This is a genomic window from Myxococcus sp. CA033 (genome assembly GCF_013336625.1).
Taxonomy (GTDB): domain Bacteria; phylum Myxococcota; class Myxococcia; order Myxococcales; family Myxococcaceae; genus Myxococcus; species Myxococcus llanfairpwllgwyngyllgogerychwyrndrobwllllantysiliogogogochensis.
This window is the reverse complement of record NZ_JABUMU010000030.1, coordinates 61,007-87,102: the sequence shown is the minus strand read 5'-3', so window position 1 is coordinate 87,102 and position 26,096 is coordinate 61,007. Positions and strand designations below refer to the sequence as shown.

The following is a 26,096-nucleotide window of genomic DNA, read 5'->3' as shown; positions in this document are numbered from 1 at the left end:
GGATGACCATCCTCGTACCGGCAGGCCCGCCGCGATGGTGGCGGCGGGCCCGGTGGGACCTCACGGGGTGTAGAGCTGGACGGTGTTGAGCAGATTTCCACCGCCCTCGACGTCCGTGCCGCCAATCACCAGCACCTCTCCCGTGCCCAAGCGCGTGGCGGTATGGCCCACCCGAGAGGTCGACATGCTTCCGGCCTGTGTCCAGCGTCCCGCCGGACTGTCCAGGATGAACAACTCCGCCGTGCCGTGAGCCGCGGTCTCGGGCGCGTTGGAAAATCCCCCGGCGACCAACACCTTGTCCCCCGCCAGGGGGGTGGCCGTGTGGCCAAAGCGTGGCACCGACATGCTGCTCGCGCTGGACCACGTGCTCTGAGTTGGGTCGAAGAGCACCGCGGTGTTGCCGACCTTGGAGCCAGCGACCAACAGCTTTCCTGACGTCAGCAAGGTCGCCGTGTGTCCCTGTCGTCCGACGCCCAGTACCGACCGCTGGATGGGCTGCCATCCTCCATCCGGGAGGTAGGTCTCGGTGGAATTCTCGGCCCCGACATTGTTGTAGCCGCCGACCGCCAGAGCGACCCCATTCACCAGGCTCACGGTCAGCGTGTTACGGCCGACCGCCAGCGTCCCCGCATCCACCCAGGTTCCCGCTGCGCCGGCCGTCGGGGTGTAGAGCGCCGTGGTGAGCAGTCCGCCACCCGCGTTCTCTCCCCCTCCGACCACCAGGACCTGGCCCGAGGGCAGCAAGACAGCGGCATGCGCCGAGCGTTTGCCCGTGGGTATCGTCCCCGCGGACGACCAGGTCTTGGTGCTCGGATCGTAGATTTCGGCACTGGCCAAATCGTTACCAGGGGCTTGGCTTCCACCCACCACCAAGACCCTGTCATCCGAAAGCAGGGTCGCGGTGTGGTCCATGCGAGGCGTCGTCAGAGGGCCCACCACAGTCCATGCGCCGGTGGACGGCTCATACAGCCCCGCCGTGTCGGTGGTCGAGTCAGCTGCCACGCGCCCACCCACCACCAACACACCGCCACCTTCCAGCAGCGTCGCGGTATGACCGGAGCGAGACACCGGGAGGGACTGAAGAGACGACCAGCCCGTCGGCCTGGGGCCTCCAGCATCGCCTGCGTCACCAGCATCACCCGCGTCACCTGCATCGCCCGCGTCACCGGCATCACCCGCGTCACCGGCATCACCCGCGTCACCCGCGTCACCGGCATCGCCCGCGTCGTCGTCGCAGATCCCCGGGTTCTCCCGGCACCACTTGTTCGTCGCGCCATCCACGTCGATGCACGACGCGATGCCAAGCAACCCCGCCGCCACCAGCGCCGCCATCATGATGCGCATCAGCGACCTCACGGCCACCTCCCGGTAACGAAGGCGGACGTGCCATCCGTCCCCACCGTCAGCGCCAGCGGGCCCGGCTCCGGTGCCCCCAGCAGGTACATCCCCGTCGCCACGCCCAGGCCCACCGCCCCACCCACCCACAGCCCCACGCCCACCGACTGCAGCGACCGCGTCCGCGAAGCCACCGCGCGCGCATCCTTCTCCGTACGGATGTCCTCGGACGGCTCATCCAGCTTCCCCTGCTCCTTCGACGCCAGGAACCACATCACCCCGCCCCCCACCGCCAACACCCCACCCACGACGGCAGGCATCCACGCCCGCTCTCGCAGCGAGGAGCCCTCCGTGGCCACCTCCGCCACCGGTGCGGGAGACCCCACGGGAGCGCGCACCACCGGCTGCGGGGACGCAGGGACGTCCATCTTCAACGCGTCCGGGCGCTCACCGCGCGACGCCAGCTCCTTCAACACCTTCTGCCGCACCGCCTCGAAGCGCTTGCGCAGCTTCGGCGACACCGTCAGCGGCAGCTTCGCGTCTGGATTCAGGAAGAGGGCCGCCTGAAAGGCCGCGTCCGACTCCTCCTGCCGCCCCTGACTCAGCTCCGCCAACGTGACTCCCTCATAGAGAGACACCGCCACGTCGTCCTCGGGGCCCTTCGACACCTTCTTCGCGCGAGCGATCTGCTCCAGCGCCCGCTCATACGCCAGGTCCTCGATGAGCCGGTTGATGGACAGCAGGTAGCGCCGCACGTCGGGGGAGATCTCCGCCCGCGCACGCAATGGCAACACCAGAAGCCCGAGCCACAAGCCCCACACCCAGGCCCCACTTCGCCAGGACAGCCTCGGACAAAACCGGTTGGTCGGCATGGATTCCATTTTCCCGGGAGATCCATGCTCGATTTGTCCATGGGGTACAAGAGGCCCCACTCGCTCTCGGCGCGAGCGAAAACGTCAAGGGCCTCGTGAGTCCCCACACTCGTGGAAACCCGCGAGGCCCTCCGGTGCAAACCCTCTCACCGACAGAGAGAAGGTCGCCCACCGAGCGTCACTGCACGCCCGTCACCACCACCGCGTCTGGCGTCTCCGTCACGGTGAACTTCTTCAACGGCAGCACCGCGGGGCCCTGTGTCACCTCGCCCTTCGCCGTGAAGATGGAGTTGTGGCAGAAGCAGATGAGGTCCTGCTCCGCCGGCCGCGAGGTCACCTCACAGGCCTGGTGCGTACACAGCCCGTCCACCGCGGACAGCGAGCCGTCCGCCAGCCGGAAGACGAAGATGCGCTTGCCGTAGCCGCCCGGGACACCCTCCACCACGCTGCCGTTGTCCCGCAGGGTGGGGAACTCGGCGAAAGGCAGGCGCACCTCGCCGCCCACCGCCGACGGGAAGCCATCTTCGCCGGCGCGCAGGTCGATGCTCAGCACCTGCGTCCCCGCGTTGTACTTCGAGGCGAACTTGCGCAGCCCCACCGTGGCCGGCCGCTGCGTCACCGAGCCATCCGCCGGATTGAACTTCGACAAATGGCACGGGCAGACGACCTCCCGGCCGTCGAACCCCAGCGGGCAGGCCGCGTGCGTGCAGAGCGACGACAACACGGAGTAGTCGTCCCGCGCCGCGTGCGTCACGAGCAGCGGCGTGTCCTCGCCCGCCACTCGCACGGTGATGGCCCCGCCCACGCGCTCCAGGTCCGGATAGCGCGACACCAACAGGTCCACCGTGCCCGCGTCACTGGCCGACACGTCCGTCACCGGCGCGGGGTCGATGTCCGGCGCGCAGCCCGGCAGCGCCGTCGCCGCCGCACCCGCCGCGCCCGTGCCGAGGATGCCCTTCAAGAAACCTCTTCGCGACGTGCTCACTTGCTCTCCACCTCGAACACCAGCTTGGGCTCCAGCACGAGCTCGTCGTCCACCTTCACCATCAGCAGCGAGGGACGCTCAATCTTGTAGGACTCCAGGCTGACGGTGAACGAGCCATCCGTCGTCACCTCCGTGGCCGACTTGAACAGCACCGTCACCGGCACCTCCACCTTCTGCTTCACCCCGTGGAAGTCGAGCTGCCCCTTGAGCGTCACCGGCACCTTCGTCGGGAACGTCGTGGGCACCGTCACCCCCGTGGCCGCGCCCTTGAACTCGACGGTGGGGTACTTGGCCACCTCCGTCACTTCCTGCATGTGGATGTCGCGGTTCTGGTTCTCCGAGTCGAAGTCCTTCACGTTGGCGACCACCATCACCTGCAGCGTGCCGTCCGCTTTCAGGTTCGCCTTGCCGGCGATGGGCTTCGCCGTGCCGACGACCTTGTGCGCCGGGTGATTGAGTCGGTACGTGAGGGTGCTGGCGTCCTTCTTCAGCGCATACGCCTTCGCCGTGCCCTGGGCCAGGGCAGGCAGGGAGACAAGCAGGGTGGTGAGCAGCGCCAGTCGTCGAACAGTCATGTCCATCTCCAGAAAATCAATGTCAGCCCACCCGATGCCCAACGGCACGCGGGCGAAAAGATTCAGAAGAACAGCGTGAAGATACCGGCCGACACCGCGCCCAGGGTGGTGAAGCCAACGACCTGGTGCGCGGTGGCGAGGTCCGTCTCCGACAGCCGCCCATACCGGTCCGTCGCCATGATGCCGAGGATGATTTGCGCCACCATCGCCGCCGTCGCGATGGACATGAAGATTTTGTGGAAGGTGATGGTGTCCCACTGGAACTCCTCCTTCTCCAGGGGCTTGGGGGCCAACAGGCCCAAGAGGCCCACGGAGGCGAAGACGACGGAGGTGCCCACGGCGAAGCCGCGGTGCAGACCCAGCAGGTTGCGGTCATCACCGCCACCGCGGAACGAGTCGTTGAACTGGAGCTGGCCAAGCACCGTCGTGGTGACGAGCCCCGCGGCCAGCGCGAACCCCAGCCCCTGGTGCAGCTTGAGCATGGTGCGGCGGCGGTCGAGGCGCGCTTGCAGCTCCGGGTCCACCTTGGCCGCGCCCGCCAGCTCGTCAGGCTCCAGCAGGTCGAAGTCCAGCGAAGGGTCCTCCGCCGCGGGCTGCTGTTCGGCGGGCGCTTCCGTCTTGGGTGCGTCCTTGGGTGGCGGCGACTTCTGTTGGGCGCGAGCGGTGGTGGTGGACAACAAGGACAGGATGACGAGGACGGCGGCGAAACGGTTCATCAGTGGGTATCCGTGAGGGCGCGTGGCAGGTGGCCGAGGCGGACGGGGCTTCAGGGTGTGCCGGGCGTCCTGCTTCCATCATGCCGACGTGACTCACGAAGAACCCGGAACCGATTGCAAAGTCGCCGCAACAGGGACCGGCCAGGGGTTTCGTGGACGCGATGCCAGAAGGCGGAGGCGACCGGAGACAGCCTGCTTGGGAGACCCGAACGAAACCTCCGTGCCAGTGATGACCTCGGAGGAGTGACTCCAAGGTCCAGGCGGGACGGTAGCGCCACACTCCGCGTAGCGGAAGCCGCTTGAGGGGCGGGGCCGTCTGTCCGACAGCCACCTTCCTCCGGGCTCGGGGTCGGAAGCCGGCGGCTGGTGTGTTCACTGGCCGCGCGGAGGACTGACTGCCGCAGGACACTCATCCCGCCGGGGCCGGAAATCCGGCCTGGGATGCGTTTCAGTGCATGGAGCTCGCGGCGTCACCTGCGCCGTCGGGCAGCGCGCATGGAGAAGCATTCGTCCATCAGCCTCCGCTTGCCACCACCCGACGAAGGACAGGGTCCGGGGGGGGATTTGCTGGCAGAAAGCCGCCGGGCCCGTGCCAGCGCCGAACTCGCGCGCGCGCGCATGCGCAGCCTCCAGTCCCTCACGCTGGCCCTCTCCGCCGCCCTCACCCCCGAGGACGTCGCCCGCGCCGTCGTCGTGGAGGCCGTGCGCACCCTGGAGGCGCAGACCGGGGGGTTGTATCTATTGAACGCGGCGGGCACGTCCCTGGAGATGGTCCACAGCGTGCGCTGCCCCCCCGCGGTGGAGGCCGCCTTCACCCACGTCCCCGTGGGCGCCCCCCACGTCCCGGTGGCCGTGGCCGTGCGAGACCGGGCCCCGCTGTGGATAACGGACCTGACCTCCATGGCCGTGCGCTTCCCGGAGGCCGCCGAGGCCGCCCGCCCCGAGAGTGGTGACGTGTCCATCGCCTGCCTCCCGCTCTTCTCCAGGGACAGGACGGTGGGCTGTCTGGCCTTCATCTGGGGACGCGCGCACGACTTCGACACGGAGGAGCGCGCCTTCATCGACATGCTGGCGCAGCAGGCCACCATGGCCCTGGAGCGGGCCCGGCTGCTCGCGGCCGAGCGCGGTCAGGTGGAGCGCGTGGGGCTGCTCCAGCACGCCACCGCGGTGCTCGCCACCTCGTTGGACCTGGGCCACACCCTGCGCGGCGTGGCCCTGGGACTGGTGCCGACGCTGGGCGACTTCTGCATCATCGACGTGCTCGGGCCGGACCACGAGGTGCGCCGCACCTTCCACGCCGCCACGCCGGAGTGCGCGGGCCTGCTCGCCGCCAGCCGCTGGCACCCGCCCGAGCGCCCGGGCACGCCCATCTGCGCGCTCGCCAGCGGCCTTCCCGCCTTCCACCCCGACATCGACGCGGCCTGGGTGGAGGCCACCGCGTGCGGCCCCGAGCAGCTGTCCCTGCTGCGCGCCCTCTCCCCCACCTCCTGGCTGTCCGTGCCCCTGGAGACGCCCGAGGGCGTGCTGGGCGCGCTGACCCTGGGCCACTGTCTGTCCGGCCGCCACCACACCGAGGAGGACCTGGCGCTCGCGGTGGAGCTGGCCCGCCGCGCCAGCGCCGCCGTGCAGAACGCGCACCTCTTCCACCAGACGCAGCAGGCGCTGCAGTTGCGCGACGAGTTCCTCGCCATCGCCAGCCACGAGCTGAACACGCCGCTGACGGCCCTCAAGCTCCAGCTCTCGCGACTGCGGCGGATGTCCTCGGACGGGGACGTGCGCGAACGCACCACGTCGGCCGTGCAGCAGGTGGACCGGCTGGGGCGGCTGGTGCGCGAGCTGCTGGAGGTGGCCCACCTGTCCGAGGGCCGCCTGCACCTCACGCCAGAGCCGGTGGACCTGGTGGACGTGTGCCGCGAGGTGATGGCGCGCTTCACCGAGGAGCGCGAGCGGGCGGGTGCCTCCCTCTTCCTGCACGCCTCCAACGCCGTCCCCGGGCGGTGGGACCACTCCCGCGTGGATGGAATGGTGACGCACCTGCTGTCCAACGCCCTGAAGTACGGCCTGGGGCGGCCCGTGGAGGTGGAGGTGTCCTGCATCCCCGGAGACCTGGCGCGGCTGGTGGTGCGGGACAGGGGCATCGGCATTCCGGCCGAGCAGCTCGCGCACCTCTTCCAGCGCTTCGGCCGCGCGGTGCCGCTGCGGCACTACGGCGGCTTCGGCCTGGGGCTGTGGTTCTCCCGGCAGGTGGTGGAGGCCCATGGCGGGCACATCCACCTGGAGAGCTCGCCGGGGCTGGGCACCACCGTCACGGTGGAGCTGCCCCGGACGCCCGAGTCAGCCTGACGGAGTCATGCCGGCGTGGTGGCGGGGACCTCCGAGCGTCGCGCGGTTCCGTGCGCCAGCTCCGTGCCCAGGGCGTGCGGGTCGTAGTACGCGTAGAAGCGGCGGATGTGCTCTCCGTCCCATTCGAGGATGGAGACGCCCTCGTAGGCCACGGCCGCGCCGTTGTGCGCGGTGCCCTGGGACTCCCATTCGAGCGCCACCCTGTCGCCGGCCTCAATCATGTTGCGGAAGGTGGACTTCACCTGGCGCAGCGTGCCCTTGTACTCGCGCCAGAACTGACGCGCGCCCTCCTTGCCGGAGAAGACCCGCGACGAGGCCACGTTGCTCACGCGCGCATCGTCGCTGAAGAGCTCGATGAGGCCCTCCAGGTCGCCGCTCTCCTCCAGTCTCGACAGTGCCTCCACGAACCGCTCCGCTCGCTCCGTCGCCATCCGCTGCCTCACTCGAATTGAATGGGGGACTTCCGCAAAAAAGGGTGCGCATGCGGCGTCCGAGGTGCCCTGCTTCCAGCCTCCTCCCTTGCCCGGCGGGCGGGCGCCGGGGTGGCCGGCCGCACCTGCCGCTCACGCGCCCTGGGCACGCGTCCACTCCTCGCGGTTCCAGCCGTTACGGACATAGCGCTCGCGCTTCGACTCCGGCAGCGCGTCCCAGGACTGGCCCCGTCCCAGCTCTGGAGGCTCGTCGAAGAGGCCCACGTGCTGGCGGTCCACGGCCTCCTTCGCGCGCTGGGCCGTCAGCCCCTTCATGTCGAAGCCCAGCCGCACTTCCGCCTTGTTCCCCGCCTCCTCCACCTGGGCGAAGACACCCCCTCCGAACCGCGCTTCCTTCAGGTTGAGCGTCGTGTAGCTCCCGGCGAGCTTGCCCACGCCGAGCGAGACCTTCAGCTCTCCGTCCGAGACCTGGCTCACCTTGACGAGCCCCAAATCGAGCTTCATCTCCGACTGGAATCCGCCCTTCGTGTCCTGCGTGACCTTCAGGCCCACCGGCCCGCCCTTCAGCTCCACCCCGCTCAAGCCCTTCAGGTCCACCTTGCCGCGCGAGTCGACCTGCGCCTCGCCCCCCAGCTTGAGGTTGCCCTGGGTCAGCTCCGCCTTGCCCTTCAGCGCGAGGGTGCCGCCCGTGCGCTCTCCGAGGAGCGCTCGCTGGCGGGCATTGATGGCCTGATAGACCCAGTTGGTGGAGGTCGGCGCGCCCACCGCCAGCCGCCACTGCTTCGCATACGCCTCCCTCTCGGGGTCCCTCCGGTCCAGGCCCAGCACCGAGTCGGGCAGTCGCGCGTCCCGAGGCGCCCCGAGCTTGCGCAGCTCGGGCAGGCCCGGCGCGTCCTCCACCGCCTGCGCGTAGCGCCCCAGGTACGCCGCGTGGGCCGCGTGGAACGCCCTCCCCGCCGCGACGGCGTGCTCGCTCACGGCGTGCCTGAGGGACTCCGGCAACGCGGCGTCATTGCGGAGGAACTCCGGCTTGCCCGGGTAGCCCAGGGGCCCCGACGCGGGCTCTCCCGCGAGTCGCTGGAGGACCCCCTTCGCCTCGGCCTGCTTCAGGAAGGACTCGCGGGCGCCGGGGTCCTGCTCCGTGAGGAACGTCTTCAGGAGCCCCTCACGCTCCATCCAGTCCAGCGTCGCCCGGTACGCCGCGGGCGGGAGCTGTCCGAGCAACGTGTGCACCGTCTTCACGTCGGTGTCGCTGACGGCCCAGTCCCCGAGGCCGCGCGTCAGCCGCGCCTGGAGTTCCGACGAGACGTCCGAGGGGACCTCCGCGCTGGGGGCGCGCAGCCTTCCGCCCAGGGCCGCCAGCGCTCCGGCCGACACCGTCGGGCCCGCGACTCCAGGCGACGGCTCCGCGCCTCGGGGGGACGCTCGACCGGAGGGGCCATCGTAGGCGCTCACCTCGTTGCGAGCTTGCGCGGTCGGCGTGCGTGGGAGTGACGGCGTGGGGACCGCGTCGGCGAGGGTGTCGAGGGGAAGGGACGTGCCGCCTGAGGCGTCGATTCGGGACATGGGGTTCTCTCCGGAAGGAACCGCCGGCCCCACTGCATCCGACACACCAACCCCGTGCTCCGAGACGCGCGGACGCGTACTCCAGCACGGGGCATCGCGAGTCGCGGACGCGGAATCTCCCGAGGCGGACGTGCCCTTGCGAGCCGTCCGCCCGCGTCACGCCCGGGGTTGGTAGGGCGCCGAGTCCGGCGGCAGCTCCAGGGAGAAGGTCGTCCCGGCGGCATCCTCGCTCTCCACGATGACCTTGCCGCCGTGGGCCTGGGCACAGCCCCACACCAGGGTCAGCCCCAGCCCCCAACCTTTCGCGAGCCCCGCTTGCGCGGAGCGCGACCGCGAGAAGGGCTTGAAGAGCTGCTCCTGTTCGGCGCGAGGAATCATCCGGCCCACGTTGTGGACGGACGCGCGCGCGCCCTGCTCGGTCCTCGAGACGGTGAGGGTGACGGGTGCGTCGGACGCGCCATACTTCACCGCGTTGGTGGCCAGGTTCCAGAGGGCGCGGCGCAGCTCGTCCGCGTTCCAGTTGCCCCGGACCTGCTCCGTCGCCTCGAGCAGGAAGCGCTCGCCATGAGCGGTGCTCAGCTCCTCGATGACCTCGCGAGCGATGCCATCCAGGTCGCAAGGCGAAAGCTGGAGCGCGATGCGCTGGCCCGCTCGGATGCGGTTCGCGTCGAGCAGGTCCGTCACCATCCGGTCCGTGCGCGCGATGTTCTGGTCGATGCGCCGGGCCAGCTCCCGCCGCTCATCCAGCATCTCCGGGCGCCGGAGGATGAGCTGTGCGCCGACCCTCGCCGCGGACAGCGGCCCCCGCAGGTCGTGAGCCAGGACGGAGACGAAGCGCTCTCGCAGCTCACGCTCGGACTGGAGCGCCGCCACCTTCGCGCGCAGGTCCGAGTAGAGCTTCGCGTTGTCCAGGTGGACCGTCAGTTGCTCTCCCAGCGACTCGAGCCGTCGTCGCTCCCGGGCCGTGAAGTCGCGAGCCGTCGAGATGCCGACGCACATGACGCCTATCAGGGCATGATGCGTGGCCAGCCGAAGCCCGAGCAGCGCCTGGACATCGCTCCGACGAAGGTCTTCGTTCACCTCGAGCGTGGTGGCCTCGGCGTCCTCCGGGGAGAGGCCCGGGTCGTCCACCGACTCGGAGACCTGCGCGGCGAGAGGCATGGCTTCCAGCGCGGGGACGTATCTCGCCAGGGCCTCCTTCGCGACTCCCGCGGAGGCCACCATGATGAGTTTGCGTTGCTCCGTCTCGTTCAGGAGCAGCAGCGCACCCTGGGCACCCAGGGCCTCCATCACCAGCTCGAGGACTTCCGTCAGGCGCTCTCGCAACGAGGCCGCCTCCACCTCGAGCGCCTCGCTGGCCACCTTCTGGATGAGCCGCAGGTAGCGCTTCTCCGTCTGCTCGTCGTCCTGCAGGTGCTCGCTGAAGAGTTCGATGACGGCCGCCGAGGCGCCATGCAGCTCGCTGAAGAGCTGCTCGACTTCCGCGACATCCGGCCGCTCTTCTCGCGGAGCCGTGGCCCACATCATGGAGATGCACCGCCCCAGGAGCGCGAACTCCTCGACGACCTCCGCCACGTGGAACCCCTGGCGAAGCCGCGCGGCCACGTGGCTCTCCACGTGTTTTCGTCGGGTCGCGGTGGGGGAGCCCAACGGCTCGCCGCTGGAAAGCGAGGCCAGGTAGGTCGGCATGATGTTCTTGAGCTCGGGCTCATCCAGCCCACGGGCGGAAGCGGCACGGGTCGCCTTCGCGGTCCACAGGCGGACGATGTCGTCCTGGTGCTCGCGAATGATATCCGCGACGCGCCTCATGATGAGTCCCCGTCGTTTCGAAGCATGCATGCCACACCACCTCTCATCTCCCAGGAGATGTGCCCGCTGGCTCGCCTTGGGGGAGTGAGTGGGGAGGAAGGCGGGCCGTCGGCTTCCTGCCTACCGGTGTGAGCATCCCCGAGTCTTGCTCGACGTACCTCGAGACGAGCGCACGGTGAGAGGCCGTGTGCCCTGCTCCACGAGCGAGCCCCACGACTCCAGGACGAGCGGAGCGCGCACCTTGCCTCTTCAATGCCTACCTTCAACATGTCCATCCCCATCCCTTCAAGCTGACCTTCCCCGCGAAGCGCGCGGTGGGCCGCCGAGGTCCCGCCATGCGCTCGTACACCGTCGATATTCCCGCCCACCTCCATCCTGCGTACTGGCGGCTGCCGAACGAGGTCCGCATGACTGTCGCCCTGCATCTGGTCACCCTCGCGGAGCAGGCTCCGATGACACACGACTCCAACGACGGCGGACCGACCCGGAGCGACATCGGAGGACTGAACGCAGGACACCACCACCTGCTGCTCGGCGGGCTGTGGTTCTCCTACTGCATCAGTCCTCAGGAGAATCTGTTGCGTCTGCTGGATTTTGGCGATGCGAAGATGACGTCACGCTCGACTCCCGCGAGCACGCGCTCCCACTGGCGTTACCACCTGCCGGACCAGGACGTATGGACGAATGAGGGTGGCGCCAACCGAGCCACTGTCCAGCCACCCGACTTCGCGCGGGAATGAACCCTCAATGTCTGTTTCGGGACAGGTCTGACAGGGGAGTGACACGACCCGAGGTTGACCCTGCATGGTCTACCTATTCTTCGCGTCACACTGGACGCTGAGCGTGCTCTTCCAGAGCCTCTTCCAGCACCGCTACGCCGCGCATCGCATGTACACGATGCGGCCTCGCACCGAGCGCGCCCTCCACCTCTGCACCGCGCTGGTGCAGGGCTCCAGCTACCTGGACCCGCGCGCCTACGCCATCCTCCACCGCGAGCACCACGCCTACGCGGACACCGAGAAGGACCCCCACTCGCCCGCGCACCAGAAGAATCCGCTGCGGATGATGTTCCGGACGGCCCAGCGCTACGCGGGCCTGCTCACCGGGCGCATCCAGCCGGAGGCTCGCTTCCTCGGGGGCTATCCCGAGTGGCCCGCGCTCGAGAAGGTCTTCAACAGCTGGCCCGCGCGACTGGGCTTCGGCGCGCTCTACACGCTGTTCTATCGGCGCTTCGCCACGCGACGGTGGCACTGGGCGCTCCTGCCCGCGCACTTCGTGATGGGGCCGGTGCACGGCGCCATCGTCAACTGGTGCGGACACCGCTACGGCTATCGCAACTTCGCGAGCCGGGACGCGTCACGCAACACGCTGCCCATGGACGTGGTGTGCATGGGCGAGCTGTTCCAGAACAACCACCATGCCCGGCCCGCGAGCCCTGACTTCGCCGCGCGACGCTTCGAGCTGGACCCCACATGGCAGGTGATGCGGCTGTTGTCCCGACTGAAGCTCATCCGGCTCGCTCGCGTCCCCACGGAGGATGCACACGTGACGCCCGTGCACCTTCGGGAACGACTCACTGAGCCGAGCTTCGCAGTCGGGTCTTGAGCTCATCGGCCGCGTCCGTGTCGCGCAGCACGACGAGCGTCTGCACGTAGTACGCGAGCGCCCACAGGTTCTCCTCGGGGATGGCGCCCTTCCACGTGGGCATCGCCGCACCCCCCACGCCCGAGGAGATGACGCGGTAGAGGTCCTCGCGCTGGCGCTCGGCCGTGTACGTGGAGCCGTCCACCGTGTCTCCCACCGGCCACACCGTGCGCAGCGGCTGGAAGAGGAAGTCTGGAGGCAGCACCTTCTCCGTCTTCGTGGGCTCGCCCTTCGCGTCCACCGCCACCGGGTGGTCCGACTCCCTGGCCAGGGCGGTGTAGGGGTCCATCCTGGACAGGTCCACGTCGCGGCCCAGCGCCTTCTTCAGCAGCGCGGCCAGCTCCGAGCGGGGAAGGTACGCGACATGGCAGCTCGAGCAGCCCGCGTTCCCCGCGCCCGAGACGTGGTAGGCGACCCGGCCTCGCTCGATGGCCTCCGCGTCTCGGCCCCGCCACGGGTCGGTCGACACGGCCAGGGGCTTGCCGGGGACTTCTTCCTTCCAGCGCGGGCTGAAGGTCTTCACGTATTGCAGCACCGCGTCCAGGTCCGCGTCGGGCACGTCCCACGCGAACATCGGCGTGCCGTGCAGGCCGCGACGCAGCGTGCGCTTCAGCGCATCGTCCGTGGGCAGCTCGCCAACCGCGACGCCGCCGAACTTGAAGAGGCCCTGCCGGAAGCTGCGAGGCACGGGCCTCATCCCACGCCCCGCGGGCCCTTGTCCGTCACCGAGTTCTCCGTGACAGGACGCGCAGTAGTACGTGTACACCGAGTGCCCGCGAGTGAGCGTCTCCGCCGGGATGACTCGGCCGTCCGCGAGCTTCAGGGGCTCGAAGCTGGGGGCACTCTTCGAGCGACAGCCCGTGAGCACGAGCGGCAACAACACCGTCAGGGCGCGAAGGGTGTTCACACGGAACGTTCCGCGAGGAGTCATGGGAGGTACACCGCCACGAAGAGGAGCACCCACATCGCCGTCACGAAGTGCCAGCCCAGCACGTGACGGCGAAAGGAGGCTCGCACGTCCGCGCCGCGCGTGTGGCGCCAGCAGACGAGGAAGAGATTGAAAGTCACCACGAGCACATGCAGCGCATGCAGCGCCGTGAGTCCGTGGAACGCGGATGCGGAGACTCCGCCCTCGGGGATGCGCACATGCTCGGTCCACCAGGCCTGATGCGTCCACATCGCCTGGAGCGCGAGGAAGCCCAGCCCCAGGAGCAGGGCACACCTCGCGGGCCACGGTGACTCGCGCCGACGGAGGCCCAGGTGGAGCACGGCGCTCCCCACGAGCAGCAGGAGCCCCGTGAGACCCAGTCCCAACAGGGACACGGGGAGCGTGGGCCACGGTTCGCGCATCCGATACCAGCCCACCGCGAAGGCGAGCGAGGCGAAGAACATCGTCCACGCGGCGAGCCCCAGCACCGTGCCGAGCCACGCGGTTCCCTCCGCGTTCGCGTTCTCCGTGCGGGCGTCGTTCGCGGCAGTCAGCGGCGTCATGCCGAGAGGTTGAGACATCGAGGGCGGAGTGGAATCGGCGCGCGTCTCCGATTCGGAGGAGCGGGGCTGATCCACCGCCGGCTTGCGCTCCGCGCTCATGTCGCGCACCTGGGGGCTCGTGCAGGGTTCGACATGTGCCCGGCTGGACTCCGTCCGCGCTCGCTCATGTCACACTCCTCACGGTGGACACCGTGGCCAGTGCTTCTTCACCGGCGCCCTCTCGGGCCACACCTGGCAGGACTTCCGCCTGTCCAATCCAGTCGCGCCCCAGTTGCTCCAGCACCTCCGGCTGCGACAGCGCATGCGGCCCGCGCAGCACCACGGGGACCTGGGTGAAGTTGCCTTCACCGGGCGGGCTCGATGCACACGTCCACTCGAGCGTTCCCACCTGCCACGGGTTCGCTTCCGCGGCTCGCCCTCGACGCAACGTCCACACCAGGTTCACCACGAACACCCCCTGCGCGGCGCCCAGCAGGAACGCGCACACCGTCGTCCACTGGTTCAACGGCAACAGGTGCTTCAGGTACGTGTACTGGTACGGGTCATACAGCCGCCGCAGTTGCCCCGCGTAGCCCGCCGCGAGTTGTCCGCCGAACACGCCGAGGAACAGCACCGCGCTCGACAGCACATGCACCTTCGCGAGTCCCTCGTGCAGCGCGCGGCCGAACATCTTCGGGAACCAGAAGTAGAGGCCCGCGAAGAGGCCCAGGAAGCTCGCGGCTCCCATCGTCAGGTGGAAGTGCCCCACCACCCACAGCGTCCCGTGCAACGGCACGTCCGTGGCCACCGCGCCCAGCGCGAGCCCCGTGATTCCGCCCAGTCCGAACACCACCATCGTCGCCAGCGCCGCGAGCATCGGCGACGTCAGCCGCACGCTGCCTCGCCACAGCGTCATCAGCCAGTTGAGGAACATCACCTCGGCCGGCAGGGAGATGAGCAGCGTCAGCACCATGAACGTGCGGCCCAGCAATGGAGACATGCCACTGGTGAAGAGGTGGTGCGCGTAGACGAGTCCACTCAGCGCGGACACCGTCCCCATGGCCCCCGCCGTCAGTCGATAGCCATGCGCGGGCTTGCGACTGAAGAACGCCACCAGGTCCCCCACCATGCCCCACGCGGGCAGGATGAGGATGTAGACCTCCGGATGGCCGAACAGCCAGAAGAGGTGCTGGTACACCACCGGGTCTCCACCACCACCCACCGCCGCCGCGCCCGCGATGAAGAACTGCGTGCCCAGCAACCGGTCCATCAACAGCAACATTGTTGCAGCGGCCAGCACCGGCACGAACACCACGTTCAACACCGAGGCGAAGAACAGTCCCCACACCGTCAGGGGCAGTCGGCCCCACGTCATCCCCGGCGCTCGGCACCGCGCCACCGTGACGACGAAGTTCAAGCCGTACGTGAAGGCCGAAATCCCCGCGCACAACACCGCCACCGTCACCAGCGTCTGCCCCAATCCGGGCGTGAAGGCCGACGTCGACAGCGGTGGGTACGCCGTCCAGCCCGCGCTCGCCGGCCCGAGCCGCACCGCGAACGATGCCAGCACCAACACGCCCCCGAGCGCGTACACCCAGTAGCCCAGCGCCGAGAGTCGCGGAAAGGCGAGCCCTCGTGCACCGATGGCCAGCGGCAACACGAAGTGCCCCAGTGCGCCGAAGAGCAACGGCGTCACCGCGAAGAAGATCATCACCAGGCCGTGCATCGTGAAGACGGCCGTGTACGTGGGAGGCGTCAACGCGCCGTGGGACTCAGGCAGTGCCCACGCGAGCCCAGGCACCGGGCGCCCCGGCCAGGCCCACTGCCAGCGGATGGCCAGCGCCAGCAGTCCTCCGAGCAACAGGAAGCCCAGCCCGCTCCACAGGTAGCGCCGCGCCACGTCCTTGTGGTCGAGCGAGAGAAGACTCACGGCGCCTTCCACTCCCAGCCCCAGTGGGCCGCGCTGTCATCCGCGTCGTATGCCTGCACGGCCTGCCTTCCTGCTTCGCGCAGCCATGCGGCATACGCCTCCGCGGACAGGGCTCGCAGCTCGCCGCGCATGCGGTAGTGACTGGTGCCGCAGTGCTGATAGCAGGCCACTTCCCAGGCACCCTCGCGCGCGGCACGGAACCAGGTCTGATTCACGCGCCCCGGAATCGCATCCAGCTTCACCCGGAAGTTCGGCAGAGAGAAGCCGTGCACCACATCCGTGGAGACCAGCTGCACCCAGACAGGGACTCCCGCTGGCACGCGCAGGTCATTCCACGTCACCACGTCGTCCGGTGTGTTGAAGCGGCCATCTTCGCCCGCGTAGCGCGCCTCCCAGGACCACTGGTGGGCGTTGATTTCAATCCGCACCGTGCGCGGGTCCTTCGCGGGGACGTCGAGGTTCCACAGCACGTCCCGCAGATAGCCCTCCGAGCCCACCAGCAGCGCGCCGTCCACCACCAGGAACGTGCTCAGCGCCAGGCCGAGCACCCACGCGCGAGAGCGCTTCGTGCCTCCGTCCGAGGCTGCTCGCTTCGAGCCTCGGAAGCGCCACACCGCCACCACCATCCACCCGAGCGCGAGGGCGGCCATGCCCGCCTCGAAGCGATGACTCCAACCCAGCAGTGCATCGATGCGATGCCCGTCGACACTCGCGTCCTCGGGGGGCGCCAGCGTCCTCGCGCTCGTGGGCGTGTCCGACGATGGCTGGGATTTCTCCTCGACGGACGTGCTCACGCGCCATCCTCCCGGCCCGCGCGCCGCACCGCCCACAGCCCCACGCCCACCACCAGGAAGGGCGTGAGCATCAACCCGACGACCAGGAGCGCGGAGCGCACCGCGGACTCGGGCTCGCGCAGGGAGCACGTCGCACAGGCGAGCACGTCCAGGGGCATGAGGACCAGGAGGAGCCCGGCGAGCGACAAGGTCCCGCGCATCGTTCCCGCAGGGCAGCGGAACACAGTGCCTGGCGCCTGGATGGGGAGTTCGACTGATTCGCTCACGCGCATCGCTCGCGATGAAAGAACGGATGCGCCTCGTCGCCCCGAGGTGGAGCTCTCTATGGGAATCGCCGCGGCTGCTCCGACTGGATACATGCGCGCTCGAAGCTCTCGACTCGGAAGGAGGGACACGGCGTCGTCGAGTAGCTTGCTCCCACGCAGCCCTCGCTCCGGAACGTGGGACGGGGCGCCATTGAGTGACATGCGCCCATCCGTCCCTCGCTCCGGAACGTGGGACGCGGCACCATCGAGTGACATGCGCCCATCCATTTCTCGCTCAGGATGGCAGGACACGGCGGCGTCGCGTGCCATGCGCCCCGTCATCCCTCGCCCCGGAAGATGGGACGCGGCTCGTCGACTCGGAGTGGAGCGCTCTCGCCAGTCATCACCGCTCTCCCGGCTAGCACGCTGCCCCTGAGGCCTCAAGCCACGGACCCGTCCGCGTTCCCCGGGCCCGCCTGCCCTCGGGGCGGCCTGCTGCCGGCTACACCTCGCGAGTAGGCAGGTTGACCCCTTGCCCTCCGACGCGCTTGTGCCCTCCCAGTCCTTTCGTTAGGTCCGGGCCATGTCCGCCGACTCCCCTCTCGCGCTCCCCCCGGCCCGTCTCACGCAACGCCCCGGCTTCTGGGCCGGCCTCGCCGTTGTCGCCCTGGGACTCGCCTCGGTCGCCGCCGTCAACCTGATGCGCGCGGGCAACGAACCCCTGCCCCAGCTGGGCGCCCTGCCGGACTTCACCTTCACCCGCCAGGACGGCAAGCCCTTCGGCAACGCCCAGCTCAAGGGCCACCCCTTCATCGCCAACTTCATCTTCACCCGCTGCCCCACCGTGTGCCCGGCCTTCACCCGGAAGATGGCCCAGGTGCAGACGAGCACCGACTCCTTCGGCCCGAACCTCCAGCTCGTCTCCTTCTCCGTCGACCCGAAGTACGACACGCCCGAGCGCCTCGCCGAATACGGCCAGCTCCATGGCGCCAACTTCGCCCGCTGGAGCTTCCTCACCGGCGACTACGACGTGCTCAAGGACACCATCGTCCAGGGCTTCAAGGTCAGCATGGGCCGTGAGGCCGGCGCCGCCGAGGACGACCTGCTCTCCATCTTCCACGGTACCCACTTCGTCCTCGTCGACTCGCGCGGAGAGATTCGCGGCTACTACGACAGCGCCGACAGCGACTCGACCGACCGGCTCCTGCGCGACGTGAAGCGCCTCGCCCGCGAAGAGGGCTGACCCGCACCGAAACCCGGGCCGGGATGATCCACAGGGCGCGCCACACCCCTTCCCAGGAACTTCTCGCGGCAGCGCTACACCGCTTCGCACGGGCGTGATCCACTGCCTTAGAAGCCGAGAAAAAAGCCCTCAAGAATCCGTACTGCCAGTATGGATTTCGCCTCAGGGGCGAGGATCACAACTGGGTACCCATTCACCCAGGTTTGGTGCCCGACCACGCGAACTGAGGGACTGCTTCGCCGTAACGAGGAGCATCCACTGAGCCTGGCTCGCTCCAAGCGACTGAAATGCGGGCTCCTTCCCCGAAGGGAAGAGCCGCGCAGAGGCGGACTCACTCCATCGTCGCCAGAACTGGCCCGAACCTTCCAGAACGGAAGCCCGTCCCGGGCAGGGCCTGTTGAAGCCCTGGCCCTGTGAGAAGCCAGGCCTCAGCCCCCCTCACCTGTCGCTCCGACGAGAACCACCGCTCCAGCCACAAGTGCCTGGGCAAGCCGAAGGGCCAACCCCGCTCTCGCGGAAGACCAGCCCCGATGCCCATTCATCCTGGCTGGTAGGGGGCCCAACCTCCCGTGCAAAGCCAAAGGGCCACCCCCGCCTTCACGGAAGACCGGCCCTCCGTGCCCACCTCGTCGCTTGGGGACACGAGTCCTCCCGTCCCCCGCAAAGCCGAAGGGCCGGCCCCGCTCTCACGGAAGGCCAGCCCTCGGTGCTCATTCATCTCGACAGGGGACACCCAACCTCCGTACCCCGCAAAGCCGGAGGGCCGACCCCACTCTCGCGGAAGGCCAGCCCTCGGTGCTCATTCATCTCGCCAGGGGGCACCCAGCCTCCCGTCCCCCACAAAGCCGAAGGGCCGACCCCGCTCTCACGGAAGGCCAGCCCTCAATGCTCATCCCTCTCGCCGGGAGACACCCAGCCTCCCGTACCCCGCAAAGCCGAAGGGCCGACCCCGCTCTCGCGGAAGGCCGGCCCTCGGGCTTGCCACATCTTCGCGCCAGGGGCGCGAGGCCTTACTCGATGAAGGAGGCGTGGCGCTGCGCGATGATGTTCTGCACGTTCTGCTGGCCGAGGACGTTGTCCGTCCACGCGCCCACCTTCTCGGCGCCGGCGCGAACCTGCTCGGCGACCTTGGTCACGTCCTCGATCTTCGAGGTGGCCTTCGCCAGCGCGCCGATGCCGCCGATGGGGCCCTCGCCGACCAGCGACGTCACGCCCTGCTTCAGCAGGCCGTCCACCACCGGGGCCAGGAACTTGCCCACGTAGGGGATCTTGTTGATCTGCTCGCTGATCTTGTTGGTGATGGGCTCGATGATTTCCGAGGCCGGCTTCTTCAGGAAGCCCAGCAGCTTCTCACCAAACTTCGCGATGCCACCGGCGAGGCCGCCGACCTTCTCCGCCGCGCTGCCAATGCCCTTGAGGACGTCCTTGAACAGCTTCGCGGGATTCAGATTGAACAGGCCCATGGTGACACCTCAGAGTTCGCGGGGGACGCGGAAGTTTGGGAGAGAGAAGACTCACAGTGATTCTCGACAGAGCGGCTGAATAGTTTCCGCCAGAATTTCCGTCGGATTTTCTTCCGCTTTCCAGCCCAGGGGGCCGGACCTCAGGCCCGGCCGCCACCGCCCCGCTTGATCTGATCCAACATCGCCTGCCGCGCCGCGGCGTCCTGGGTCCCCGTGGAGGGGGCCGACGGCGTCGACGGCGGCAACGGAGCGTCCGGCGCGCCCAGCGAGGGCTTCCCGCCCGCGGCCTTCTGCTCGAACTTGGAGTTGTCGAAGTCCGGAGCCGACCCGGGCAGCTCGCCTTTCATCCCTCGGATGAGGAGGTCCGCGGCCTCGTCGGACGTCAGCGGGGTGATGCCGTTCTTCTTCAGCTCCTCGTCCGGGACGATGTTCAGCTCCGGGTCGAGGTCCTTGTCCTGCGCGTACTTGAGGACCAGCTCCACGTAGTCCTCGAGCTTCATGTTCACGGCCGCGGCGATCTTCTTGGTGTCCGCGTCGCTCATCAGCTCGGCGCGAACCACCTCGATGGGCCGCTTGAGCCCGCGCTTGGGCTTGGGGGAAGCATTCTCCTGAGACATGTGATGCTCCGACGAAGAAAGGACGTGGGCGAAACTCTAGCCCAGTTTTCCTCGTTCACACATTCTCGCCCCCCGGGGCCCCCTGGAGCCCCTCGAGCGCGCGCTGATACGTCTCCAGGTCCGCCTCCGAGAAGAGCACCACTGTCACCTTCTCAAGATGTGACAGTCGGGCCAGGGCGGCCTGGATTTCCCGGAGGGCCACGGGAGCGGCCTTCTCGATGGGAAAGCCGTAGATGCCCGTGGAGATGGAAGGGAAGGCCACCGAGCGCAGCCCCAGCTCCGACACCCGGGCGAAGACGCTCTTGTAGCACCGGGCCAGCGTGGCCTCTTCGCCATGGGTGCCGCCGCGCCAGACGGGGCCGACGGTGTGGATGACGTGTCGGGCGGGCAGGCGGTAGCCCCGCGTCACCTTCGCCTGTCCGGTGGGGCAGCCGTGCAGGAGCCGGCACTCGGCCACCAGCTCCGGACCGGCCGCGCGGTGGATGGCGCCATCCACGCCTCCGCCGCCCAACAGTGAGCTGTTGGCCGCGTTGACGATGGCGTCCGCGTCGACTCGGGTGATGTCTCCTCGGATGAGCTCCAGCGACATGGGGTCTCCTCGCGTCTTCGAGTGGGCCGGGCGCCGACGGGCCCTCGCGCCTCGACTGACGACGGCGCGAGGGGACAAAGGCCCCTCGCGCGAGAAGCGCGCACTCGCGCCCTTCAGCGAGGCGACAGGTTGCGGGACGCCGGCTTGCGCGAGCTGGAGACCGGCTTGCGCGCCTTGGGGAGCGTGCGAGTCACCGAGCCGGGGCGACGGGCCTCCGCGGCCTCGCGCTCCGACTCCGCGACGGCCTTCGCAGCGGCGGCCTTCAGCGCGAGCTGCTCCGACTGGAGCGCCCAGCGCCGCCGCAGCAGCTCCCGCATGCCGTCCTTCTGCAGGTCCACCTGCGCCTGGTGCAGGCGGTAGTGCAGATCCTCCCGCAGCGTGCCGCGAGAGAGCGCCGCGTCCGCCGCGCCCGACACCCCCACCACCACCTTGGGCCGCTCCTCCTGCATCTGCAGGCAGCGCAGGATGAGCCCCTGCGCGTCGCGCCCGAGTTTGGCGGCATCGGGGATGAACAACACGCCGTTACGCTGGCGAAGCGCCGCGGCCAGGTCCGTGGCCTGTCGCACCTCCACGAGCTCCACGTCGAAGTTGCGCGCGGCCTCCTGGGCCCAGCTGCGGCGCTCCTCCTCCGTGCCGCCATGGATGATGAGCGAGGCACGATTGCAGACGAGCTCTTCTTCTCGGTAACCACTGAGCGTCACCGGCAAACCCCCTGCTGTGATGCGTGGTGCGGGGATTCTAGCGCCCCATCGGGTCTCCCGTTCAACGGGCCACGTGTCCTGACAGGTGGGGCTCGAAGCGACCCACCTGAAAACCCTTTCATGTGTACCTGGGTGACTGCTGTCTCAAACGTGTCACGTGCCGGGCACCACCATGACGGGCCGGCGGCAGCGCGCCACCAGCTCCCGAGCCACCGCGCCGGGCAGCGCGTCCGGCTCCCGCGAGGGCTCCCCCGACGTCCCCAGGCAGACCAGGTCCACGCCCTCGCGCTCGGTGGCCTGGCAGATGGCCTGCGCGATGTCCTCGCCCGTCACGCCCTCCACGCTCCAGCGCAGCGTCTGGGCGCCCTCGTCGCGAGGCACCAGCTCCCACAGCCGTCGCAGCATCACCTCGCGCTCGCGAGGAGGCTCCGGCAGCACGCCGTAGTGGTCCATGAAGCCCCCCGTCTCGCCCAGGCGCTTGCGGTGCACGTGCAGCAGGTGCACCCGGCCGCCCGGCCCCACCAGGGAGCGGGCCTGGGCGATGGCGCGCTCGGACGCGTCGGAGAAGTCCACCGGCACCAGCACGCTGCGCGGCGGCAGCGCATGCCGGGGCTCGCGCAGCACGTCCGGCACGCACACCACGGCCTGCTCCGCGTTGCGCAGCACCCCGGCCGACACCGAGCCGTGCCACAGCCGCTTCACCGCGCCGCGCGCGCGCATGCCCACCACGACGAGGTCCGCGCCGCGAGAGAGCGCCACGTGCAGCAGGTGGTCCGCCGGCCTGCCGAAGCCCGGCTCCAGCACCACCTCCACGCCGCCCTCTCCCAGCAAGTCCCCCACCTGCTCACGCACCTCGCGCAGCAGCACCGTCTCCACCGCCGGGTCCAACGCCTCCATGTCCCGCGCCTGGGGCTCCAGCAGGTCCACGTGGACGGGGGTGTGGATGCCCAACCGGTCGCGCTCCTCCAGCGGCGAGCACACGTAGGTGGCCAGCACGTCGCACGGCCCCACCCGGCGCAGCTCGCGCAGGAAAGCCACGGCGGCGTCGGCGGTGGGGGACAGTGGATCCACGCCCACCACGACGAGCAGGCGCCGCCGTCCTCGCAGCCAGTCCACCAGCGCGTCCGCGCGGCGCACCGACAGCACCGGGCCGCAGCCACGTCGCGCCAGCCGCTCCGGCAGCGACGCGCGCCTCCAGGCCGACGTGCGCCAGCCCTCCGCCGCGGCCACCACCCAGCGCGAGTGCTGGCACTCCTCGTCCGCGAGCACCGCGTCCGTGTCCGAGCGCACCCGGCAGCTCACCCGGCCCGGGGGGAGCTCCAATCGCTCCGCCTGCGCCTCCAGGTGCCGCTGGGCCTCCAGGCGCGTGGCCTCCGTCAGCGGCTCGCCGTCGATGACGCCCACGAGCAGGAGCGGCTCTCCCAGCCGGGCCGCCAGGGCCGCGGCGACCTCCACTTCCCGGGACTCCCGCGCCATCAGCGGGCTCGCACAGACGATGGCCATGGCCGCCCTCCTCGCGGGGATGGCCTGGATGTCCATCCCCTCCAGGACAGATGCGCACGACGCCGCCAGGCGGGGGGCCCCTCCGTCATGCCAGCCCGCCCGGAGGCCCATCGGTCGCCGGGCCCGAAGGCACACGGCCGCACGTCAGGACGGCTACTTCACCGGCTCCGGCCGGGGGTGTCCGTCGTGGTTGGTGTGGTCCTGCTCCTCGCGGCTGCCACCCCGGTCGTCGCTCTTGCCGAACGTCGCGATGAACACCTGGGTGCCGTTGCTGGTGTACCGGTAGTGCCGCCCCCACGGGTCCAGCGGCAGCGCGGGCAGGTACTTGGGCACCAGCAGGGGCTCCAGGTCCGCTTCTTCCGGCAGCTCGTTGCCGTCCGCGTGGAAGCGCGACAGCGCGTCCTCCAGCACGCCGATGTCCTGGTGGATCCGCTCCGCGTACACCGCCTTCGAGCGCGTCAGCGCCCCCACCAGCACCGCGCAGATGAGGGCGAGGGCGAACACCAGCCCCACCCACAGCACGGGTGAGCGACGGGAGGGCGGAGGGCGGTCGTCAGCGGACGGATTCATGCCCCCCACCCTACCGCCAGAGGGGGCCTGGGGTGCGGAAGACTTCACGCGGGCCTAAAGCGCGCGGAATAGCGGCACCGGCTGCTGCTTACCCTTCAGGCGGACAGGGGGCAGGTCCTCGAAGGCCGTCTCGTTGGCGTCCACCAGCTCCCGGGTGCGCTCGCCCACGAGGATTTCCCCCGGGCCCGCGAGCGCGCACAGCCGCGCGGCCACATTCACCGCGTCTCCGATGCAGGTGTACTCGGAGCGCACGGTGCTGCCGATGTTGCCGGCGACGACGACGCCCGAGTTGATGCCCACGCCCAGCTCCAGCACCAGCGGGTGGCCCTCGCGGCCGTTGGCGGCCCACTCGGCCTCCGCCTCCACGCGCAGGTCCGTCATCGCGTCCATCATCATCTTCGCGCACTGGAGCGCGCGCAGCGCGTCGTCCGTGCGAGCCACCGGGGCGCCGAACACCGCCATCAGCCCGTCGCCGAGGAACTTGTCCAGCGTGCCCCCGCACGTGAGCACCGCGTCGGACAGCCGGCCCAGCACCTGGTTGAGCACGCCGACGACCTGCTCGGGAGGCAGGCTCTCCGCCAGCCCGGTGAAGTTGCGGATGTCCGCGAACAACACCGTCACTTCGCGCTTCTCGCCGGTGAGCACCACCGCGTCCGCGCTCTTGAGGATTTCGTCCACCACCGCCGCGGACGTGTAGCGGGCGAACAGCTTGCGCATCCGCTCCGTCTCACCAGTGCGGCGCACCACGCTCTCGATTCGCGCCGCCAGTTCGTCCATGGACGCGGACTTGTTGACGTAGTCGTCGGCGCCCGCGCGCAGGCCGCGCACGCGCTCCGCCTCGCGGTCATTCGCGGTGAGGATGATGACGGGCAGGCCCCGCGTGGGGCCCTCCTTGAGTCGGCGGCACAGCTCCACGCCATCCAGGCCCGGCATCTCCAAATCGCTCAGGACGATGGCGGGCTGAAGCCGGCTCATGCCCTCCAGCCCCTCGAACGGGTCCTGGAAGCAGAGGACCTCGTAGCCCAGGGCGACCAGGCCCTCCTGCACGAAGGCACACGCCAGCGGGCTGTCGTCCACGACGACGACGCGGCGGCGCCCGTCGATGAAGGGCCGCGGATTCTCCTGCCGGCCCGCGATGCGGTTCTGCAAGCCGAGCGCCTCGTAGATTTGCTTGTACGTGCAGTGCCCCAGCTCCACGAGGATTTCGCCCAGCTTGCGCCCGTCGCGGCGCTGACGGGCGAGCGCTTCCTCGAGCTGCGCGAGCGTCACGTACTTGAGCCCCACCAGCAGCTCGCCCAGGGCGGGCTGCGAGGGCCCCTTGTCGTGGTGCAGACCCAACGCCTCTCCCAGCGCGTCCTGAATCTGCTCCCGGGTGACGTAGCCGAGGGAGATGAGCGCCTCGCCCACGCGCTGGCCAGTGAGCGCCTGGAGGGCCAGGGCTTCCTGCACCTGCACGGGCGTGACGATACCCAGCTTGAGCAGCAGGTCACCAAAGAGGGGGGATGCGCTCATGGGGGCCACCTCGGCGTCCGGTGGAGCCTTGGACGCGGCCGACAGCGTATCCCACCTCCCGACGCTCCGGGAGGACTCCACCCCGAGGACGAGCCGAGGCGCCCGAGACCCGCCCACCTCACCGCCGGGGGGCGGGCCGGGCGGGCTTGCGGACGGGGGGAGGCGGGATGATGAACTCCACGCGGCGGTTGGCCGTGCGTCCAAGCGACGTCCCGCTGGACTCGAGCGGCCTGTCCGCCCCGAGCCCCTGCGCCTCCAATCGCTCCGTCGGGACGCCCTTCCCCTCCAGGTAGGCCACCACGGCCTCCGCGCGGGCCTGCGTCATCGCGCGTCCGGTGGTCGCGTCATCCCAGGCGTCGGTGTGCCCCTCCACGATGACGCGCGTCAGCTCCGGGTGCGCGAGCAGCACCCGGGCCACGTTGTCCAGGAGCGCGTGCGAGCTCGCCTGGAGCTTCGCCGTCTGACTCTCGAAGCCGATGCGCTCCAGCAGCTCCAGCCTGTCCCGCTGGAGGCTGACGCGCTGCTTGTCCTGGGCGGGGCAGCCCTGGTTCGTCGCCGGGCCGTACACCGTGGGGCAGTTGTCCCGATGGTCCGCGAGGCTGTCACCGTCCCTGTCCCGCTCGGGACACCCGCGCAGGTGGGGGACGCCCTCGTCGCGAGGACAGGCGTCATCCTCGTCCGGGACACCATCGCCGTCCTCGTCCTGCTCCGGACAGCCCTGCCGCTCCACCGGGCCGGGCTCCTCGGGACACACGTCGGCGTCGCCCTCCACGCCATCGCGGTCCGGGTCGACGATGGGGCAGCCCTTGCGCTCCAGCGGGCCGGCCTCGCGGGGACACGCGTCCTTGGTGTCCTCCACGCCGTCGTCGTCGACGTCCCGGGCGGGACAGCCCTCCCGGAACGCGGGGCCCGCATGGCGTGGGCACTTGTCCACGGAGTCGTCCAGGCCGTCACCGTCGGTGTCCTTGCTGGGACAGCCGCGCGTGGAGGCGGGGCCGGGGAGGAGCGGGCACGCATCCCCGGCATCGGACACACCATCACCGTCGCCGTCGGGAGCAGGCCGCGCCTGGGGCGCATGGCCACATCCGGAAGCGAGCGCCCCACCCAGCAGGAGGAGCAGGACTCCGCCGCGCAAAACACGCATCATCACGAAGGGCACCAGAGCGCACGGGGCCGAGCGCTG

25 protein-coding genes are annotated in these 26,096 nt (G+C 69.7%); 4 read left to right on the top strand and 21 right to left on the bottom strand.

Annotation, left to right across the window (positions count from 1 at the left end; translation table 11 throughout):
* Positions 1–60: 60 nt before the first annotated feature.
* From HUA78_RS40760 to HUA78_RS40740, 5 genes are all read right to left on the bottom strand, one after another.
* Positions 61–1,356, bottom strand: a complete 1,296-nt coding sequence (locus HUA78_RS40760) for a kelch repeat-containing protein (RefSeq protein WP_371745785.1) — start codon at positions 1,354–1,356, stop codon at positions 61–63.
* Positions 1,353–2,156, bottom strand: coding sequence for a hypothetical protein (locus HUA78_RS40755; RefSeq protein WP_371745784.1), 804 nt, complete (start codon positions 2,154–2,156; stop codon positions 1,353–1,355). The genes HUA78_RS40760 and HUA78_RS40755 overlap by 4 nt, the downstream gene beginning before the upstream one ends.
* A gap of 229 nt (positions 2,157–2,385) precedes the next feature.
* The gene (locus HUA78_RS40750) at positions 2,386–3,192 is read right to left on the bottom strand and encodes a Rieske 2Fe-2S domain-containing protein (RefSeq protein ID WP_174478661.1); all 807 of its coding nucleotides are present in this window, start codon (positions 3,190–3,192) and stop codon (positions 2,386–2,388) included.
* Positions 3,189–3,767, bottom strand: coding sequence for a YceI family protein (locus tag HUA78_RS40745; protein WP_174464275.1), 579 nt, complete (start codon positions 3,765–3,767; stop codon positions 3,189–3,191). The genes HUA78_RS40750 and HUA78_RS40745 overlap by 4 nt, the downstream gene beginning before the upstream one ends.
* Before the next feature lie 62 nt (positions 3,768–3,829).
* A complete protein-coding gene (locus HUA78_RS40740) occupies positions 3,830–4,483 on the bottom strand; it encodes a hypothetical protein (protein WP_246137581.1) in 654 nt (217 codons plus the stop codon).
* 618 nt (positions 4,484–5,101) lie between these two features.
* Between HUA78_RS40740 and HUA78_RS40735 the strand changes: the two genes are divergently transcribed.
* Positions 5,102–6,826, top strand: coding sequence for a GAF domain-containing sensor histidine kinase (locus tag HUA78_RS40735; protein ID WP_174464274.1), 1,725 nt, complete (start codon positions 5,102–5,104; stop codon positions 6,824–6,826).
* Between the two features lie 5 nt (positions 6,827–6,831).
* Here HUA78_RS40735 and HUA78_RS40730 read toward each other — a convergent pair whose 3' ends face one another.
* The 3 genes from HUA78_RS40730 to HUA78_RS40720 all read right to left on the bottom strand — a co-directional run bounded on the left by HUA78_RS40730 (position 6,832) and on the right by HUA78_RS40720 (position 10,632).
* Positions 6,832–7,257, bottom strand: coding sequence for a nuclear transport factor 2 family protein (locus HUA78_RS40730; protein ID WP_141646645.1), 426 nt, complete (start codon positions 7,255–7,257; stop codon positions 6,832–6,834).
* Positions 7,258–7,389: 132 nt separating this feature from the next.
* Positions 7,390–8,823, bottom strand: a complete 1,434-nt coding sequence (locus HUA78_RS40725; protein ID WP_174478660.1) for a hypothetical protein — start codon at positions 8,821–8,823, stop codon at positions 7,390–7,392.
* Between the two features lie 156 nt (positions 8,824–8,979).
* Positions 8,980–10,632 carry a HAMP domain-containing sensor histidine kinase gene (locus tag HUA78_RS40720; protein ID WP_174464273.1) on the bottom strand — a complete coding sequence of 551 codons (1,653 nt, stop codon included), beginning with the start codon at positions 10,630–10,632 and terminating at the stop codon, positions 8,980–8,982.
* A gap of 407 nt (positions 10,633–11,039) precedes the next feature.
* Between HUA78_RS40720 and HUA78_RS40715 the strand changes: the two genes are divergently transcribed.
* Positions 11,040–11,372, top strand: a complete 333-nt coding sequence (locus tag HUA78_RS40715) for a hypothetical protein (protein ID WP_174464272.1) — start codon at positions 11,040–11,042, stop codon at positions 11,370–11,372.
* Positions 11,373–11,436: 64 nt separating this feature from the next.
* Positions 11,437–12,237, top strand: coding sequence for an acyl-CoA desaturase (locus tag HUA78_RS40710; RefSeq protein ID WP_174464271.1), 801 nt, complete (start codon positions 11,437–11,439; stop codon positions 12,235–12,237).
* Here HUA78_RS40710 and HUA78_RS40705 read toward each other — a convergent pair.
* The 5 genes from HUA78_RS40705 to HUA78_RS40685 all read right to left on the bottom strand — a co-directional run bounded on the left by HUA78_RS40705 (position 12,206) and on the right by HUA78_RS40685 (position 16,670).
* Positions 12,206–13,207 (bottom strand): cytochrome c, encoded by a 1,002-nt coding sequence (locus HUA78_RS40705; RefSeq protein ID WP_217442783.1) that lies wholly within the window; start codon positions 13,205–13,207, stop codon positions 12,206–12,208. The two genes, HUA78_RS40710 and HUA78_RS40705, sit on opposite strands and share 32 nt — an antisense overlap.
* Complete coding sequence (locus HUA78_RS40700) at positions 13,204–13,767, bottom strand: cytochrome c oxidase subunit 3 (protein ID WP_174478659.1); 564 nt, start codon at positions 13,765–13,767, stop codon at positions 13,204–13,206. Before HUA78_RS40700 ends, HUA78_RS40705 begins: the two co-directional genes overlap by 4 nt.
* Before the next feature lie 163 nt (positions 13,768–13,930).
* Entirely contained in the window at positions 13,931–15,676 is a 1,746-nt protein-coding gene (locus tag HUA78_RS40695) for a cbb3-type cytochrome c oxidase subunit I (protein WP_174478658.1), read from the bottom strand.
* Positions 15,673–16,470 (bottom strand): cytochrome c oxidase subunit II, encoded by a 798-nt coding sequence (locus HUA78_RS40690; protein WP_371745783.1) that lies wholly within the window; start codon positions 16,468–16,470, stop codon positions 15,673–15,675. Before HUA78_RS40690 ends, HUA78_RS40695 begins: the two co-directional genes overlap by 4 nt.
* Positions 16,467–16,670, bottom strand: a complete 204-nt coding sequence (locus HUA78_RS40685; protein WP_217442782.1) for a hypothetical protein — start codon at positions 16,668–16,670, stop codon at positions 16,467–16,469. Before HUA78_RS40685 ends, HUA78_RS40690 begins: the two co-directional genes overlap by 4 nt.
* Before the next feature lie 628 nt (positions 16,671–17,298).
* Between HUA78_RS40685 and HUA78_RS40680 the strand changes: the two genes are divergently transcribed.
* A complete protein-coding gene (locus HUA78_RS40680; RefSeq protein WP_174456180.1) occupies positions 17,299–17,958 on the top strand; it encodes an SCO family protein in 660 nt (219 codons plus the stop codon).
* A gap of 1,010 nt (positions 17,959–18,968) precedes the next feature.
* Here the strand turns inward: HUA78_RS40680 and HUA78_RS40675 are convergent.
* From HUA78_RS40675 to HUA78_RS40640, 8 genes are all read right to left on the bottom strand, one after another.
* Entirely contained in the window at positions 18,969–19,421 is a 453-nt protein-coding gene (locus HUA78_RS40675; protein WP_141646636.1) for a hypothetical protein, read from the bottom strand.
* Positions 19,422–19,561: 140 nt separating this feature from the next.
* Complete coding sequence (locus HUA78_RS40670; protein ID WP_141646635.1) at positions 19,562–20,038, bottom strand: hypothetical protein; 477 nt, start codon at positions 20,036–20,038, stop codon at positions 19,562–19,564.
* A 55-nt stretch (positions 20,039–20,093) separates the two neighbouring features.
* Positions 20,094–20,627, bottom strand: coding sequence for an O-acetyl-ADP-ribose deacetylase (locus HUA78_RS40665; RefSeq protein WP_174456179.1), 534 nt, complete (start codon positions 20,625–20,627; stop codon positions 20,094–20,096).
* Between the two features lie 113 nt (positions 20,628–20,740).
* Entirely contained in the window at positions 20,741–21,328 is a 588-nt protein-coding gene (locus HUA78_RS40660) for a Fis family transcriptional regulator (RefSeq protein WP_141646633.1), read from the bottom strand.
* 153 nt (positions 21,329–21,481) lie between these two features.
* Entirely contained in the window at positions 21,482–22,831 is a 1,350-nt protein-coding gene (locus HUA78_RS40655) for a universal stress protein (protein WP_174478656.1), read from the bottom strand.
* 153 nt (positions 22,832–22,984) lie between these two features.
* A complete protein-coding gene (locus HUA78_RS40650) occupies positions 22,985–23,401 on the bottom strand; it encodes a type II secretion system protein GspG (RefSeq protein ID WP_141646631.1) in 417 nt (138 codons plus the stop codon).
* Positions 23,402–23,455: 54 nt separating this feature from the next.
* The gene (locus HUA78_RS40645) at positions 23,456–24,913 is read right to left on the bottom strand and encodes an adenylate/guanylate cyclase domain-containing protein (protein WP_141646630.1); all 1,458 of its coding nucleotides are present in this window, start codon (positions 24,911–24,913) and stop codon (positions 23,456–23,458) included.
* Positions 24,914–25,031: 118 nt separating this feature from the next.
* Positions 25,032–26,060, bottom strand: a complete 1,029-nt coding sequence (locus HUA78_RS40640) for an OmpA family protein (RefSeq protein WP_174478684.1) — start codon at positions 26,058–26,060, stop codon at positions 25,032–25,034.
* Positions 26,061–26,096: the final 36 nt, after the last annotated feature.